At 69.2% G+C, this 16,099-nt stretch carries 14 protein-coding genes; 8 read left to right on the forward strand and 6 right to left on the reverse strand.

The genetic code is table 11. The annotated features are described in order from the left end of the window. Positions 1-105 precede the first annotated feature (105 nt). From HUA74_RS40715 to HUA74_RS40740, 6 genes are all read right to left on the reverse strand, one after another. Positions 106-867, reverse strand: a complete 762-nt coding sequence (locus tag HUA74_RS40715) for a carbonic anhydrase (protein ID WP_141648863.1) — start codon at positions 865-867, stop codon at positions 106-108. Beyond that, positions 864-2,402, reverse strand: a complete 1,539-nt coding sequence (locus tag HUA74_RS40720) for a SulP family inorganic anion transporter (protein ID WP_174458887.1) — start codon at positions 2,400-2,402, stop codon at positions 864-866. The genes HUA74_RS40715 and HUA74_RS40720 overlap by 4 nt, the downstream gene beginning before the upstream one ends. A gap of 239 nt (positions 2,403-2,641) precedes the next feature. Next, on the reverse strand, positions 2,642-3,979 hold the full coding sequence (locus tag HUA74_RS40725; protein WP_174458888.1) for a sigma-54 dependent transcriptional regulator: 1,338 nt from the start codon (positions 3,977-3,979) through the stop codon (positions 2,642-2,644). After that, on the reverse strand, positions 3,976-5,652 hold the full coding sequence (locus tag HUA74_RS40730) for a PAS domain-containing sensor histidine kinase (RefSeq protein ID WP_174458889.1): 1,677 nt from the start codon (positions 5,650-5,652) through the stop codon (positions 3,976-3,978). The genes HUA74_RS40725 and HUA74_RS40730 overlap by 4 nt, the downstream gene beginning before the upstream one ends. 159 nt (positions 5,653-5,811) lie before the next feature. Next, positions 5,812-7,206, reverse strand: coding sequence for a hydroxymethylglutaryl-CoA reductase, degradative (locus HUA74_RS40735; RefSeq protein WP_174458890.1), 1,395 nt, complete (start codon positions 7,204-7,206; stop codon positions 5,812-5,814). 370 nt (positions 7,207-7,576) lie between these two features. Continuing rightward, positions 7,577-8,113: a hypothetical protein gene (locus HUA74_RS40740; RefSeq protein ID WP_174458891.1), complete on the reverse strand. Its 537-nt coding sequence runs from the start codon at positions 8,111-8,113 to the stop codon at positions 7,577-7,579. 229 nt (positions 8,114-8,342) lie between these two features. Between HUA74_RS40740 and HUA74_RS40745 the strand changes: the two genes are divergently transcribed. The 8 genes from HUA74_RS40745 to HUA74_RS40780 all read left to right on the forward strand — a co-directional run bounded on the left by HUA74_RS40745 (position 8,343) and on the right by HUA74_RS40780 (position 16,062). Then, positions 8,343-9,032, forward strand: a complete 690-nt coding sequence (locus HUA74_RS40745; RefSeq protein WP_174458909.1) for a response regulator — start codon at positions 8,343-8,345, stop codon at positions 9,030-9,032. 90 nt (positions 9,033-9,122) lie between these two features. Beyond that, positions 9,123-10,385, forward strand: a complete 1,263-nt coding sequence (locus tag HUA74_RS40750; RefSeq protein WP_217443696.1) for a porin — start codon at positions 9,123-9,125, stop codon at positions 10,383-10,385. Positions 10,386-10,433: 48 nt separating this feature from the next. After that, positions 10,434-11,255: a phosphate ABC transporter substrate-binding protein gene (locus HUA74_RS40755; RefSeq protein WP_141647368.1), complete on the forward strand. Its 822-nt coding sequence runs from the start codon at positions 10,434-10,436 to the stop codon at positions 11,253-11,255. A 58-nt stretch (positions 11,256-11,313) separates the two neighbouring features. Further along, positions 11,314-12,303 carry a phosphate ABC transporter permease subunit PstC gene (gene pstC, locus HUA74_RS40760; protein ID WP_246137655.1) on the forward strand — a complete coding sequence of 330 codons (990 nt, stop codon included), beginning with the start codon at positions 11,314-11,316 and terminating at the stop codon, positions 12,301-12,303. Continuing rightward, positions 12,300-13,211, forward strand: a complete 912-nt coding sequence (gene pstA / locus HUA74_RS40765; RefSeq protein ID WP_174458893.1) for a phosphate ABC transporter permease PstA — start codon at positions 12,300-12,302, stop codon at positions 13,209-13,211. Before pstC ends, pstA begins: the two co-directional genes overlap by 4 nt. Before the next feature lie 53 nt (positions 13,212-13,264). Continuing rightward, positions 13,265-14,008, forward strand: a complete 744-nt coding sequence (gene pstB, locus HUA74_RS40770; RefSeq protein ID WP_217440826.1) for a phosphate ABC transporter ATP-binding protein PstB — start codon at positions 13,265-13,267, stop codon at positions 14,006-14,008. Between the two features lie 23 nt (positions 14,009-14,031). Continuing rightward, a complete protein-coding gene (gene phoU / locus HUA74_RS40775; RefSeq protein ID WP_141647373.1) occupies positions 14,032-14,718 on the forward strand; it encodes a phosphate signaling complex protein PhoU in 687 nt (228 codons plus the stop codon). A 135-nt stretch (positions 14,719-14,853) separates the two neighbouring features. Continuing rightward, positions 14,854-16,062 (forward strand): ceramide glucosyltransferase, encoded by a 1,209-nt coding sequence (locus tag HUA74_RS40780; RefSeq protein ID WP_174458894.1) that lies wholly within the window; start codon positions 14,854-14,856, stop codon positions 16,060-16,062. Positions 16,063-16,099 lie beyond the last annotated feature (37 nt).

Genomic DNA, 16,099 nt, shown 5'->3' on the forward strand with positions numbered 1-16,099 from the left:
GGAGCCAGGCCGCATCCTTCCTCTCCAGCGTCCGATTTCCAATCAGGAGTCACGGCCCCATGTGGGCCATGCCCCCTTGCCTGCCTGCTACGAGAGGCCCCAGGCTCAGTGGCCGGCGGCCACGGAGAGAATCCGGGCGACACCCTCGCCGCCGGGCCCCTCCTGGTTCGCCGCCCGACCCTCGCCCGGGAAGAGCGGATCGCCGCCGAGCTCGCGCAAGAGCGCCTCCCCCACCAGCTCCGTCATGGGGATGAAGCGGCCGTGCGTCGGGCGCCAGACGTGAACCTGCGCGTTGGCGATGTCGAACCACCACCCGTGCAGCCGCAGCTTGCCGGCGGCGATGCGCTCCTTCACCACCGGGTACGACGACACGTGCTGGAGCTGCTGGAGCACGTTGAGCTGCGAGAGCCGGTCGTACTCAGGCAGGCCCTCGCCCACCGTGGTGCCCTCCTTGAGGGTGCGCAGCGCCTGCTGGCCATGCTCCAGCCAGCGCTGGAGGTTGGGCGCGCCCGGCACCTGGCCTCCGGCGAGCAGCGCCTTCATCGCGCCGCAGCTGGAGTGGCCGCAGACGACCACGTCCTCCACCTCCAGGTTGCTCAGACCGAACTCGAGCGCCGCGGGCTCGGACTGGTCTCCCGTGGAGACGCCGTGGGCGTCCGACGGCGGCACCAGGTTGCCCACGTTGCGAACCACGAACAGGTCGCCCGGGTCCGTCGTCACAAGCAGGTTCGGCACCAGCCGGCTGTCCGAGCAGGAGATGAAGATGCAGTCCGGGGACTGGCCCTGCGCCAGACGGGCGAACACTTCGCGATAGGCGGGCCGACCCTTGAGCTGGAAGTCCAGCAGACCACGGATGAGCTTCTTCATGGGGCACCTTCAGACGCGAGAGTGTTGGTGGAAACCTGCGAACCCAGGACAGGACTGGACCGGCTCGTACCGCTGCGGACCCAGACCTCTTCGAGCGACTCCATGACCACCGAGCCGCCCGTCTTGCGATGCGTGTCACTCCAGCTTTCGATGGCCTCGAAACCCGAGTGGTCCAACGTGTCCACGGTCAGGTCCACGCGAACCTTGGACCCCGCGGGCACCTGCGCCAGCGCCGTGGAGAGGCGGGGCACACCCACGAAGGTGAGCGAGCCCGACACCTGCACGAGGAACTCCCCGTGAGCCTGCTTGACGTCCACCTTCACGCTGCCCAACCGCCACAGCAACCGCAGCATGGCCACCAGCAATCCCAGACCAATGCCCGCCAGCAGGTTGATGCCGACGACGCCCGCCACCGTCACCGCGTAGACGAGCACCTCGCCGCGCTTCTGCAGCTCGCGGATGTGGTGCAGGTTCACCAGCTTGGTGCCGACGACGACGAGCAGACCCGCCAGCACCGTCAGCGGCACCAGGCCCGCCACCGAGCCGAGCGTGGTGACGAAGAGCAGCAGCAACCCGCCGTGGATGACCGCGGACCAACGTGACTTCGCGCCCGCCGCGATGTTCGCCGCGCTGCGCACGATGACGCCGGTGATGGGCAGGCCACCCACGAGCCCGGACACCGTGTTCGCCACGCCCTGCGCGAACAGCTCCTTGTCCAGGTTGGCCCGGGGCCCCGTGTGCATCTTGTCCGTGGCCACCGCCGACAACAGCGACTCCGCGCTCGCCACCAGCGCCAGCGACAGCACGGCCGTTACGAATTGACCCCAGTTGCCGGTGGGAATCGCCGGAAGCTGCATGCTGCTGAACACGTTGGCCGGCAGCTCCACGCGCGACACGTCCGCGCCCCAGAGCACCGACGCCGCCGTCGCTCCCACCACCGCCACCAGCGGCGCCGGCACGAGCTTCAGCTTGCCCTTGGCCAACAGAGGCCACACCACCATCAACCCGATGGTGGCCAGGCCCAGCACCGCGGCCGGGCCATGCAGGCCGAGGATCTGCTCCGGCAGCTCCTTGATGTTCTGCCAGGCGCTCGACTGGGGGCTGCCACCCAGGACGATGTGGACCTGCCCCAGCACGATGAGGATGCCGATACCGGCCAGCATCCCGTGAATCACCGCGGGCGAGATGGCCAGCGCCGCGCGCGCCACCTTGAGCCCACCGAAAATCATCTGCACCACGCCCGCCACGGCCACCGCGGCGCACGTCATCGCCAGACCCATGGTCTGGATGAACCCGAACACCATCACCGCCAGGCCCGCGGCGGGGCCGCTGACTTGAAGCGGCGCACCTCCCAACAGGCCCACCACCACGCCACCCACCACGCCGGCGATGAGGCCCGAGACGATGGGCGCACCTGAAGCCAACGCGATGCCCATGCACAGGGGCAGCGCCACCAGGAAAACCACCAGGGAAGCGGGCAGGTCAGCGGCCAGATTCTTCCAGGCCGAGCCAGCGTTCCCATCACTCGTCGTCATGCCACACACCTCCACGAGAAGACGCCACCCCACGGTGGCGCACGCTGAGTCTCGCGGTGCGTCATGGCAACGCCCGTGCCAGGACCTAAACGGGCGATTTCACAAGGGAATGCGGCGCCCGGGAGCAGGCGGGCGATGAAAGGAACTTCAAGTGCCCGCGCCGGACTTCAAGAAACTTGAGCAAGGAACTTGAAGCGCCGGCCTGGCACGTCGGAGGGACCGTCCCGACGCCCTGGGGCTCACTCCTCGAGCTTGCGGAGGAACGTGGGGTAGGACAGCCCGAGCGCCTTCGCGGCTTCCATCCGCCGGCCGTCCAGGCGGCCGAGGACATGCTTCACGTACAGGCGCTCCACCTCGTCGAGCGAGCGCGTGCCCGACACCACGAAGGCGTCCGGGTCCGTGGCCGCGGGCCCCAGCGGGCCTCGCGGCTCCAGCGCCTGGAGCTCCAGCGCGGGTCCCGGCTCGAGCACCAGCGCGCGCTCCAGCACGTTGCGCAGCTCGCGCACGTTGCCCGGAAACGGGTAGCGCTCCAGGCGAGCCCTCGCGGCGCTGGTGAAGTCCACGGGCCTGCGCCCCAGCTCCGCGCACAGCTCCACCAGCAGTGACTCCGCCAGCGGCAGCACGTCCTCGCGGCGCTGGCGCAGCGGGGGAATCTCCACGCGGAAGACGCTCAGGCGGAAGTACAGGTCCTCTCGGAAGCGGCTCTCCGCCACCTCGCGCGTGAGGTCGCGGTTGGTGGCCGTCACCACGCGGGCGTTGCTCGTCAGCTCCGTCGTCCCACCCAGCCGCCGGAAGGCGCCCTGGTCCAGGAAGGTGAGCAACTTGGCCTGGAGGCTGAGCGGCAGCTCGCCAATCTCGTCGAGGAAGAGGATGCCGCCGTCGGCCACCTCCACCAGCCCGCGCCGGGCAGCGCGCGCGTCGGTGAAGGCGCCCCGCTCGTGGCCGAACAGCTCGCTCTCCACCAGCGCGGAGGGCAGCGCGGCGCAGTTGACGTGGACGAAGGGGCCCTGGTTGCCCTGCACGTTGTGCAGGTGCCGCGCGAGCACCTCCTTGCCCGCGCCCGTCTCGCCGGTGATGAGCACCGGACTTCGGGGCGCGGTGGCGATGCGCTCAATCATCTGGAGCGCGGCCACCATCGCCGGGGCGCGCGGACGCAAGAGCCGACGCCGGCCCCCCAGCTCGCTCTCGGCCTGACGCAGCCGCTCGTGGAGCTGGAGGTCCGCGGCGGCACGGCGCGCGCGCAGGACGAGGTCGTCGAGTTCCACCGGCTTGGACAGGTAGTCGCGCGCGCCCTGCTTGATGGCGTCCACCGCGCTGGCGATGTCGCCGTGCGCCGTCACCATCATCACCGCCGTGTCCGGGAACTGCGCGCGCAGCTCCGGCAAGAGGTGGATGCCGTCTCCATCCGGCAGGCGGCGGTCCAACACGACGACCTCGGGCGCCTGCCGGGCGAGCGCGGCGCGCGCGTCGTGGAGCGAGTGCGCCAGCGTCACCCGGAAGCCCTCGTGACGCAGCACGGTGGCCGCCAGCGAGGCGAAGGTCCGGTCGTCGTCCACCAACAGCAGATGGATGCTCATGAAGTGCGCTCCAGCGGCAACCGCAGCGTGAAGAGGCTGCCCTGTGGACGGCGGGTATAGGTCAGGCTTCCACCATGCGCCTCCACGGACGTCCGCGCCATGGGCAACCCCAGGCCCACGCCTTTCGCGCGGCCGGTGGCGAACGGCTCCCAAAGCCGGGGCTCGAGCCGGGGGTCCACGCCGCCCGCGTTGTCCTCCACCACCAGCAGCGCCGCATCGCCATCCCGCGACAGGTTCACCGCCACCCAGGGCGCGGGGCGCAGGCCCGTGTCCTTCGCCACAGCGCCCGCCTCCACCGCGTTGCGCACCAGGTTGTCGATGGCCGACACCAGGAGCGCCGCGTCACCCTGGACGGTCAGGTTCTCCTCCAGCGACGTGCGCAGCTCCACCTCCTCCGACTCGGGCAGCATGCGCACCGCCTGGAGCGCCTCCTCCACCAACAGGTGCACCTCGCAGCTTCGCCGCATCGCGGCACGGGGCGCGCCGAACGACAGCAGCGAGCGCGCCAGATGCCCCAGCCGCTCCACCTGGGAGCGCAGGCCCCGCACCGGCAATTCGCTGCCCGCGGGCGTCGTGCGCAGCACGGACAGCGCGGCCTGGATGCCGTTGAGCGCGTTCTTCACCTCGTGGGCGATGAGCGCGGCGGCGGTGCCCAGCGCGGCCATCGTCTCCTGACGGCGCAGCCGCTCCTCCGCCGCGAGCAACGAGCGGTAGGAATGCCGCAGCAGGACGAGGAACAGGCCGAGGGTGCAGGTGAGCAGCGCGATATGGAAGGCGAGCTGTCGCAGGAAACGCGAGCGCAGTCCGGCCGTGGCTGACTCCTCGTCCTCGAGCACCACGAGCAACAGCTCGCTGCGTCCCACCCACGCCGCCGCGCCCATCAACCGGTTCCCCTCCAACATCAGCGGCCCTGGCGCCTTCGCCAGCGAGCGCAGCGCTCCAGAGAAGTCCTCCTGGTGCGAGAAGGGCGACGACGGCAGCAGGAGCCGTCCGCGCGCATCCATCAGGAACAGCGCCGTCTCCTCCGTGGAGCGCGTGGGCAGCGCCTCCGTGCGCACCTCACCGAGCAGCACGCCCTTGAGCTGGCCCTCCTTGATCATCGGCACGGCGACGACGAGCGGCCCCCCCTCGCCCTCCAACAGGTCGATGGCCGGCGCCTTGCGCTCCACCATCCGCTGGAACCAGGGGCGCGCGGTGATGGGCGACGCGCCCAGCGACATGCCGGGAGGGTCGCTCCACACACGCTCGCCTCGGGGACCGAGCAGGGCCACGCCCTCCGAGAACAGCGACGAGTGGTAGAAGGCGCTGTCGAGCAGGGCCTGCTCCGCGGGGGACGCCCCATCCTCCGGAAAGAGCGTGGGGTGCCCGGCGACGCGCGCGAGCTCCGCCTCCAGCAACAGCAGGTGGACCCCCAGCGCGTCCGCCTGGACACGGGCCTGGTTCGACAGGTGCCCCAGCAGCTCCTCGCGCGCGTTGCCCACGTCCTCCAGGTAGCCGAGCACGGGACTCGTCAGCGCCACGACGCCCACCAGCCCCAACCCGAGCAGCGCCGAGCGGCCGCCCCGCTTCTGCGCATGCGCCAGCTCGCCCGGCGTGGGAGTCAGCGTGGGCACCGGCAGGGTGCGCAGGGGCGGAGTGTTGGGCGGCGAGGAGTGCGAGTCAGGCGGAGTCATGGGGGCTCACCCCGCCGTTGTTGCACAGCCCTCGGGCGGGTGGGAATCAGAACACGCGACAGGCCCCGGTTCCTCCACGCGGGGAGAAGGGGAAGGACACCGCGCACTCGGCGCGCCCTTCCCCTTGCTCGTCGACGCGGAGGACGTGAAGCCTGGGGCCTATTCGATTTCGTCCTGGAGCCCCGTGCGCAGCGCGGAGGGCGTGAGCGTCACGGACTCGCCGCCGCCACGCATCCGGTCCAGCACCTGCCGGGCCCGGTCCACCTTCACCTCACCCTCCTGGACGAGCAGCGCGGCGATGGCCTCCACCCACTCCGGTGGCGCGCCGACACTCGACGCCACGGTGCGCGCGTGCAGCGCCATATGGCCGCGTTGGATGCCCACCGAGCCCAGCGCGCGAATCGCCGCCAGGTTCTGCGCGAGCCCCAGCGAGGCGAAGATGCAGGCCAGCTCCCGCGCGGAGGGCTGTCCCAGCATCTTGAACGAGGCCTGGACTCCGGGATGCGCCAGCATCGAGCCCCCCACCGTGCCCAGCGCCAGCGGCAGCTGGATTTCTCCCAGCAGGTGGCCCCCTTCCCTGCGCCACACCGACAGCGGGCCATACCGTCCCCCGCGGGCCGCGAAGGCATGTGCCCCCGCCTCGATGGCGCGCCAGTCCTGCCCGGTGGCGAGCGCCAGCGCGTCGATGCCATTCATGATGCCCTTGTTGTGCGTCGCCGCGCGGTACGGGTCCGCCAGCGCGAAGCGGCTCGCCTGGACGACGCCCTCGGCGACCTCCCCGCCGCTCAGCCCGAAGTCCGCCAGGGCCCGCTCGGGAATGGAGCAGCGCGCCCGGGCCAGCCGCCGGTCCGACAGGTTGGAGAGGATGCGCAGGTAGACCTTGCCACCCGTGAGCTGCTCGATGCGCGGGGCCAGGCCCTCCATCATCGTGTTGACCAGGTTGGCGCCCATCGCCTCCTGCGTGTCGACGAGCACGTGCACCACCAGCAGCGGCTCCATGCCGGGCCCCTCGGGAGGGGGCAGGAGCCGCACCTCCACGTCCCGGGCCCCGCCACCTCGGCGCTCCAACTGCGGATGCAGGCTGTTGGCCAGCGCCAGCAGCTCCGTGCGCGCCTCCAGGATGCGCGCCATGGCGAAGCTCGGCGGCCCGAAGCGCGCGAGCTGGATTTGACCAATCATCAGGGACGAGTCCGCCTCCGCGACGAACCCTCCCGCGGCGCCCACCAGCTTCGCGGCGAAGGACGCGGCCGCGATGACCGACGGCTCCTCCACCACCATGGGCACCGTGTAGTCCCGCCCGTTGACCTTCAGGTGGAGCCCCAACCCCAAGGGCAGACTGAAGAGCCCCACCGCGTTCTCCACCATCGCCAGGGCGGCCTCCATCCGCAGCCCCTGCTCTCCGGTGAGTCCATCCAGGAGCTCCGCGTCCAGTCCCAGCCCCACACCGAGACGCTCGCGCCGCTCCTCCAACGACAGGTGTTGAAAGCCGGAAAACACCGACTGATTTGACTCATTCCCACGGGCGCCTTGGGTATCCACCAGCTTCTCAGCCATCAATCACCTCACATCGACACAATCCCTCTCAAATGAGTCATGAGCAACCCATGAGCAATATGACACATCCTCATCCCCCTGGGGCTTGTGTTGCCCCGTGGACACTTCACGGGAAACGAGGTCGGCCAACCCACAGACAGCTAGCACCAAGGCACAACGGGCTTTGCCCCGGAGGACCTGGCGAGTCTCACGAGGGGACGCCTCACATTCCAGACATCGAAACACCTCGAACCTCCGCCCCGCCCCGAAAACAGCCCGCACCTCGCGCCCGCAGCACGCAAGCCATGTCTGACTTTCATGGATGTCTCACGCACGGCTCGCCCGCAGGGACGACGAAGCCCCTGGGCTCGCACGAGGCCGGGCTGACGCCTCAGGGCAACAGCTGGAGGAAGGTCATGCTGATCAGCCCCGAGGACTCGGTGACTCCCGTCGTCAGGCATTTGAGCAGGGCCAGGTCATTGGGGGTCAGCTCCAGCACGGAGACGACGAGGGCGCCCTCGAACCTGCCGGATATCACCGTGCCGTAGGAGGGCACCACCGTCTGGCCCAGGGGCTTGAGGTCCAGCGGAGACGACATGTCGATGATGCTCGTCTCCCCCGTGTTCCACTCGAGCACGATTCGGCTCTGGAGCGACGCGAGCGTACAGCTCGCGACCCCTCCGCCGGCGACCTGGAAGCGGGCCGAGCTGAGCGCGGGGTCCAGCGTCACGCACACATTCAGCGTGGCCTCCGCGCTGAAATAGGTCTGCCGGGGCAACAGCTTCAGGGCCGGCGAATAGGTCTGCTGTTGGGGACCCAGGCAGGTGGCCAGTTGCAGGTACTCCTCGGTCGCCAGCGCGGCGGTGCTCCAGACGGACAGCAGCAGCAAACACAGGCGAGACATGAACCGACGTGAGTCGAGGGACATGCGGGCTCCTGGACAAGACCTCCGACAAAAGGCCGAAGGACATGAACAGGTAACGCTCCGCCGCGAGCGTGCGAGGGGCCCCTCGGTGGGGGGCCGCTGTCAGTTTCCACCCAGACATGCCCGGAGGCGCGAGTGAGCCGCCCGCCTGTCCTCCCACCGGTCGTCATCACACAATCGTTGCAAATGCGTCACGTGCATGAAAATCGAGACGCGCAGACTCCGGCCCGCCATGGCCCACGTCCTCATCGTCGACGACGAACCCGATCTCGCCCACCTCATCGACTTCAACCTGCGCGATGCCGGCTTCTCCACCCAGCTCGCCGCGACGGGCGAGACGGCGCTCATCGCCGCTCGCGAGCGTCCGCCCGAGCTCGTCCTGCTGGACCTGATGCTCCCCGACATGTCTGGCATCGACGTCTGCCGGCAGCTGCGCGCCGGAGCCCAGTCCCGCGAAATCCTCATCGTCATGCTCACCGCCAAGGGCGAGGAGACCGACCGCATCCGCGGCTTCGAGGTCGGCGCGGATGACTACGTCGTCAAGCCCTTCAGCGTGCGGGAGCTGGTGCTGCGCCTCAAGGCCATCCTGCGTCGCGGAGGCACGCCCCAGGAGCCCCAGGCCGCGCCCCTCGCCCTGGGCGCCCTCAAGCTGGACCTGTCCGCGCACCGCTTCTACGTCGAGGAAAAGGAGGTCCCCCTCACCGCGCTGGAGTTCCGCCTGCTGGGGCACCTCATGACACGCACGGGCCGGGTCCAGACGCGCGAGCAGCTCCTGGAGGAGGTCTGGGGTCTGTCCTCCTCGCTGGAGACGCGCACCATCGACACCCACGTCATGCGCCTGCGCGACAAACTGGGCCCGGCGCGCACCCTGCTGGAGACGGTGCGCGGGGTCGGCTACCGCATCGTCGACCCGACCCACTGACTTCGTGACACCGATGTCACACAACGGACCTGAAACGGCCACGCGCGTTACCTAGAAGCCAGTTTCGTGACCCTCTCGAAACCCTTCCCGATGCGTCAACTCGCCACCGCGGTCCTCACCCTCGCCCTGAGCCCGGCCATGGCCGTGGCCCAGACGCCCGCCGTGCCCGCCGAAGAGCCCGCCGCCCAGGCCCCCGCGTCCGACAGCCCGGAGGCGCCCCCCGCGGACGCCGCGCCCGCCGACGCGGACCTGGACGAGCGGATGACGACCGCCGAGGGCAAGGTCGCCGCCCTGGAGGAGCAGAACACCGAGACGAAGAACGACCTGCTCTCCCTCAAGAAGCTGAAGATTTCCGGCTACGTCCAGGGCCGCTACCAGTACCAGCAGAGCCTGGACGACACCGGCACGGGCGGTTTCAGCCGCTTCGCCGTGCGCCGGGGCCGCATCAAGACGACCTACACCACGGACTGGGCGCAGATGATGCTGCAGATCGACGCGGTGCCCACCGCCCCGTTCGTCACCGTGCGCGACGCCGAGGCCACCCTCTTCATCCCTGGCACCCACCAACAGGCCGGCCTCACCCTGGGCCAGATGAAGTGGCCCTTCGGCTACGAGGCCGTGCAGTCCTCCGCCGACCGCGAGATTCCCGAGCGCACCCGCGTCGTGCGCGCCTTCCTGCCCGACGAGCGGGACCGCGGCGTCAAGTTCGCCGGCACCTTCCTCGAGGGGAAGGTCAACGTCGCAGCGGGCCTCTTCGACGGCGACGGCATCTTCAACCAGGGCTCCGTCGGCGTGGACAACGACAAGGAGAAGGACGTCATCGGCCGCGCGGGCTTCGACCTGGGCTGGCTGTCCGGAGGCGTCTCCGGTTGGTACGGCCACACCATCACCAAGGGCCCCTCGGACACCTTCCGCAAGGCGCACACGAGGGACCGCGTGGCGCTGGACGCGCAGCTCTACCTGGACCTCCTCCCCCTGGGCGCCACGGCCATCAAGGGCGAGTACATCACCGGCAGGTCGTACTGGAAGAGCTCCGGTGACGTGAAGGTGGAGCAGCCCGGCGTTCCCGCCAGCGGCTGGTACGGCCTGATTGTCCAGAACGTGGGCGTGTCGGACGCGGTGGCCATCCGCTACGACTTCTTCGACCCGGAGAATGGCCGCAAGAACAGCGCGTCAGAGGGACGTCCCGCGAGCACCAACTCGGTGGGCACCCTGGCCGTCGCCGTCCTCCACTACTTCGGGGAGAACCTCAAGGTCACCGCGGCGTACGAGATGCCCATGACGGCCCATCCGGACGACGCCAAGGACCCGCATGACAACCTGTTCACCCTCCAGATGCAGGCCCGCTACTAGGCCCTACCTTCCTCCCAACACCACCACTTCGCTGGAGCTGAATCCGCCATGAAGGCAATTTTCGGTTCACTGGTCATCGGGCTGATGCTCGCCCTCCCGCTCTCCGCCCATGCGGGCAACGTCACCGTGAAGGGCTCCGACACCATGGTCATCCTCGGGCAGCGATGGGCCGAGGAGTTCATGAAGAAGACACCCGCCACCAAGGTGCAAGTCACCGGCGGCGGCTCCGGCGTGGGGCTGGCGGCGCTCCAGAACGGCACCACGGAGATCGCCATGTCCAGCCGTGAAATAAAGGACGCGGAGAAGCAGAAGCTGCGCGCCCGCTACAACTCCACGGGCGTGGAAATCCCCGTGGCCAAGGACGGCGTCACCTTCTACGTCAACGAGGGCAACCCCGTGACGGCGCTCACCGTGGAGCAGCTGCGCAGCATCTACGTGGGGGATGTCACCAACTGGAAGCAGCTGGGCGGCCCCGACGCGCCCATCATCATCTACTCCCGCGAGAACTCCTCGGGCACCTACGTCTTCGTCAAGGACCACGTCCTGGACGGCGAGGACTACGCGGCCTCCGCCCAGACGCTGCCCGGCACCGCCGCGGTGGTGAACGCCGTCTCCAAGGAGAAGAACAGCATCGGCTACGGCGGCGCCGCGTACGCCAAGGGCATCAAGGAGCTGAAGATCAAGAAGGGCAACGAGGACATCGCCCCCACGGCGGAGAACATCAAGACGGGCAAGTACCCGCTGTCGCGCGACCTGTATTTCTACCTGCGCAACAAGCCCTCCGGGGATGCCAAGACGTTCATCGACTTCGCGCTGTCACCCGAAGGACAGGCCGTTGTCACCAAGGTCGGCTACTTCCCGGTGAAGTGAGCCTTCCGTCACACGAATGTCACCAGGGGCCCGAGCCACTATGGATAGACATGCCATCATGGAGCAGGGTCTCACGCAGCCTCTCATCGCGCCCGCGCTGTCACCCGCGGCGCGGCGGCGTCAGCTCCGGGAGAAGGTCATCGCGGGGTTCATCACCCTGATGGCCTTCACCGGCATCGCGGCGCTCATCCTCATCATCATCTTCGTGGCCAAGGAGGCCCTCGCGCTCTTCACGGAGCCGGAGGCCCGCCACGAGGCCAGCCTCTCCAAGATGTTCCTGGCCCAGGACGTGGCCCCGGGCAAGCCGCCCTTCCGCTGGCAGCCGGTGTCGAAGATTCCCAAGGTCAGCATGATTCCGCTGTTCGTCGGCACGCTGAAGACGACGGCGGTCTCCATGCTGGTGGCCGTCCCGCTGGGCGTGTTCGGCGCGCTGTTCGCCGCGGAGTTCGCGCCCCGCCGCCTGCGCGAATTGCTCAAGCCCGTCATCGAGCTACTCGCGGGCATCCCCTCCGTCGTCCTGGGCTTCTTCGCCCTCATGGTGATGTCCACCGTGGTGAAGGAGGCCCTCGGCTTTGACCGGCCGCTCAACGCGATGGTGGCCGGCCTGGGACTGGCGCTCGCCATCGTCCCCGTCATCTTCACCGTGTCGGAAGACGCGCTCACCGCCGTGCCGCGCAGCTACCGCGAGGCCTCCCTGGCCCTGGGGGCGACCCCCTGGGAGACCGCGTGGAAGGTCGTCCTCCCGGCGGCCGCGCCCGGCATCCTCGCCGCGTGTGTGCTCGGCTTCGGGCGCGCCATTGGCGAGACGATGATTGTCCTCATGGCCTCCGGCAACGCGGACGTCATCTCCTGGAGCCTGGGGGATTCGGCGCGCTCGCTGTCGGCGACCATCGCCGCGGAGATGGGCGAGGTGGTGGTGGGCAGCCCCCACTACTCGCTCCTGTTCTTCATCGGCGTGCAGCTCTTCATCTTCACCTTCGTGCTCAACCTCATGGCCTCCACGTGGACCAAGAGGGTCATCCGCAAGCTGACGGGAGGTGCCGCGTGACGCCGGGGACCCGCCGCGCCGTGGGCTTCGCGCTCACGTCACTCACCGGCCTCGCGGCCTTCATCATCATCGCGATGCTGGCCATCATCCTCTTCAACGTCGTGGAGAACGGCGCCAGCGGCGTCACCTGGACCTTCCTCTCCCAACCGCCCTCCGACGGCATGATGGGCGGAGGCATCTTCCCCGCCATCTTCGGCACCGCCGCGCTCACCCTGCTGATGACCGTGGCGGTGATGCCGGTGGGCGTGCTGACGGCCGTGTACCTCCACGAGTACGCCCCGCCCCACTCGCTCTTCGCCCGCATCGTCCGCGTGGCGGTGGTGAACCTGGCCGGCGTGCCCTCCATCGTCTTCGGCCTGTTCGGCCTGGGCTTCTTCATCCTCTTCGTGGGCCAGGGCATGGACCGCGCGCTCGGCCACGAAGAGATGTACTGGGCGCAGCCGGGCATCCTCTGGGCCTCGCTGACGCTGGCGGTGCTCACGCTGCCCGTCGTCATCGTCTCCACCGAGGAGGCGCTGCGCGCCGTCCCCATGGACCACCGCACCGCGAGCCTCGCCTTGGGGGCCACCCAGTCCCAGACGCTGGGGCGGGTGGTGCTCCCGGGCGCGCTGCCGGGCATCCTCACCGGGGCCGTGCTGGCCATCTCCCGAGGCGCCGGCGAAGTCGCGCCCATCCTCTTCACGGGCGCGGCCTACTTCCTCCCGGACCTGCCCAGCCACCTCAACTCCCAGTTCATGCACCTGGGTTACCACACGTATGTGATGGCCACGCAGTCACCGGACGTGGAGGCCACGCGCCCGCTGCTCTACTCGACGGTGCTGGTGCTGCTGTTGTTGACGTTCGCCCTCAACCTCGTCGCGGTCATCATCCGGACCCGCACGCGCCGCAAGGCCGCGGGCGCCCACTGACTCAACGGTACACGCCCTCCATGTCCCTCAATCCCAACGCCCCGCGCCCGAAGATGGAGGCGCGCGAGCTGACCCTGCGCTACGGCACGAAGGCGGCCATCCAGAAGGTCTCCCTGGCCATCCTGGACCGGCGCGTCACCGCCCTCATCGGCCCGTCCGGCTGCGGCAAGTCCACCTTCCTGCGCGCGCTCAACCGGATGAACGACTTGATTCCGGGCGCCAACCACACGGGCACCATCCTCCTGGACGACATGGACATCCATGACCGCAGCGTGGACGTGGTGGACCTGCGTCGCCGCGTGGGCATGGTCTTCCAGAAGTCCAACCCGTTCCCCAAGAGCATCTTCGAGAACGTGGCCTACGGCCTGCGCGTGGGCGGCATGAAGGACAAGGCCGCGCTGGAGCAGCGCGTGGAGAAGTCCCTGCGCGGCGCGGCCCTCTGGGATGAAGTGAAGGACCGGCTGCACGAGAGCGCCCTGGGCCTGTCCGGCGGCCAGCAGCAGCGGCTGTGCATCGCCCGGGCAATGGCCGTGGAGCCCCAGGTCCTGCTGATGGACGAGCCCGCCAGCGCCCTGGACCCCATCGCCACTGCGAAGATCGAGGAGCTCATCCACGAGCTGAAGGCGACGTACACCATCGCCATCGTCACCCACAACATGCAGCAGGCCGCGCGGGTGAGTGACAGGACGGCTTTCTTCTACATGGGTGAACTGGTGGAATGCGGCGCCACCGAACAGATTTTCACCAACCCGCGCGAGAAGCGCACCGAGGACTACGTCACCGGGAAGTTCGGGTGAGCGAAGAGAAGGGATTGGCGGCGATGGCGTTGACTCACACGGACAAGGCGTTCGAGCAGGACCTGAGGGACTTGCGCGAGAAGCTCCTCGCGATGGGCGCCAAGGTGGAGGGCCTCATCGTCCAGAGCATGCGCGCCCTCACGGACCGCGACAGCGCCCTGGCGGAGAAGGTCGTCGCCGCGGACAAGGACGTCAACCGGCTGGAGGTGGAGATCGACGAGCTGTGCCGCCGCATCCTCGCGCTGCGCCAGCCGGCCGCCAGTGACTTGCGCCTCATCACCACGGCGCTGAAAATCGTCACCGACCTGGAGCGCATCGGCGACCTGGCGGTGAACATCGCCGAGCGCTCCATGGACTTGAACCAGGTCCCCCCGCTGGCGCCCTACGTGGACACGCCGAAGCTGGCGGAGCTGGCGCAGCAGCAGGTGAAGCGCTCGCTGGATGCCTTCGTCTCCGGCGACGTGGCGAAGGCAGAGGTGGTGCTCCAGGGGGATGACCTGCTGGATGCGCTCTTCCTCAAGATCTTCAACGAGCTGCTCGCGTACATGATGGAGGACTCGAAGAACATCCGCCGGGCCACCGCGCTGATGTTCATCGCCAAGCACCTGGAGCGCATCGGCGACCACGCGATGAACGTGGCGGAGATGGTCGTCTACATGGTGCGGGGCAAGGACATCCGCCACCCGCGCAGCCGCAACCTGGGCGACTAGCCCGCCCGCTTCACTTCGCTGTCACGTCGAATTGGCCCCGGCGCCGCGAGCGCTCCGCGGGCCTGACGCGCGGGCCCCCTAGCGTGGAACCCAGGTCGCGCGATGACCGCGCGCCTCCTCGGGGACTGCCCGCGCATGTCGCTTGCTTCCGCCCTCCTGCTCTTCGCCGCCGGCTTCGGCCTCACCGCGCTCGTCATCCAGTACGTGCTCGTGCTCCGCCATCGCCGGGAGCGGCCCCGGGCCCTGCCTCCGGGCGCGGCGTGGCCGGGCATCTCCATCCTCAAGCCGCTGTGCGGCACGGATGACGACCTGGAGACCAACCTGAAGCACTTCGCCCACCTGGACTACCCCGGCGAGTACGAGGTGGTGCTGGGGGTGAAGGACACCCGCGACTCGGCCTACGGAGTCGCGTGCGAGGCGGTGCGCCGCTGGCCCGGCGTCATGCGGCTGGAGCTTCAGGAAGGCGCGCCGGGGCTGAATCCGAAAGTGAATCAGCTCATCACCCTGGCGGACCGGGCCCGGTTTGATTTGTTCGTCATCAGCGACAGCAACACGCGCGTGGGGCCCGGCTACCTGGAGGAGATTGCCGCCAGCTTCGCGGACCCCACGGTGGGCTGCGTGACGCACCCGGTGGCGGGCATCGGCGAGCGGAGCTTCGGTTCGCTGCTGGACAACCTCTACCTGACGTCCAGCGCGGCGGCGGGGATGATTGGAGCCAAGCGCTGCGCGGACCAGGACATCGTCGTGGGCAAGTCCATGGCGCTGCGTCGCGAGGACGTCCAGGCCCTGGGCGGCTTCTACTCGGTGCGCGACGTGCTCGCGGAGGACTACGTCATCGGCCAGTGGGTGACGCGGAAGCTGGGCCGGCGCGTCGTCGTCGCGTGCGCCCCGGTCTACAACGTGTCGCTGGGCAAGAGCGTGCGCGCCTTCTTCCAGCGCTACCTGCGCTGGAGCGTCATCCACCGGACGGCCGTCGCGCCGCCCACCTATCTGGCGCAGGCCCTGCTCAACCCGATTCCGCTGGCCCTGCTGGGCGTGCTCGCCAGCCCCACCCCGGAGGCGGTGAAGGTGGCGACGGCGGTCGTCCTCGGCAAGGTGCTGGTGGATCTCGCGGTGTTTCGCGCGTTGCGACCGCAGTCGGTGTCGTGGCGCGCCGCGCCAGCGGTGCTCACCAAGGACCTGCTGCTCTTCGTCGCGTGGTGGCACGGCGCGTTCTTCCGCACGGTGGACTGGCGTGGCACGCGCCTTCGCGTGGGCCCCGGCACCCGGCTGTTGCCGCCGCGCGCGGTGGTGTCCACGGTGAACACCACCCTCCCCCCGGGGGACGAGTGGGTCGCCGGGTGATGCACATCTGTTTCATCCCGCTTGCGGCGGTTTCACC

The organism is Myxococcus sp. CA051A (assembly GCF_013336705.1).
GTDB lineage: Bacteria > Myxococcota > Myxococcia > Myxococcales > Myxococcaceae > Myxococcus > Myxococcus llanfairpwllgwyngyllgogerychwyrndrobwllllantysiliogogogochensis.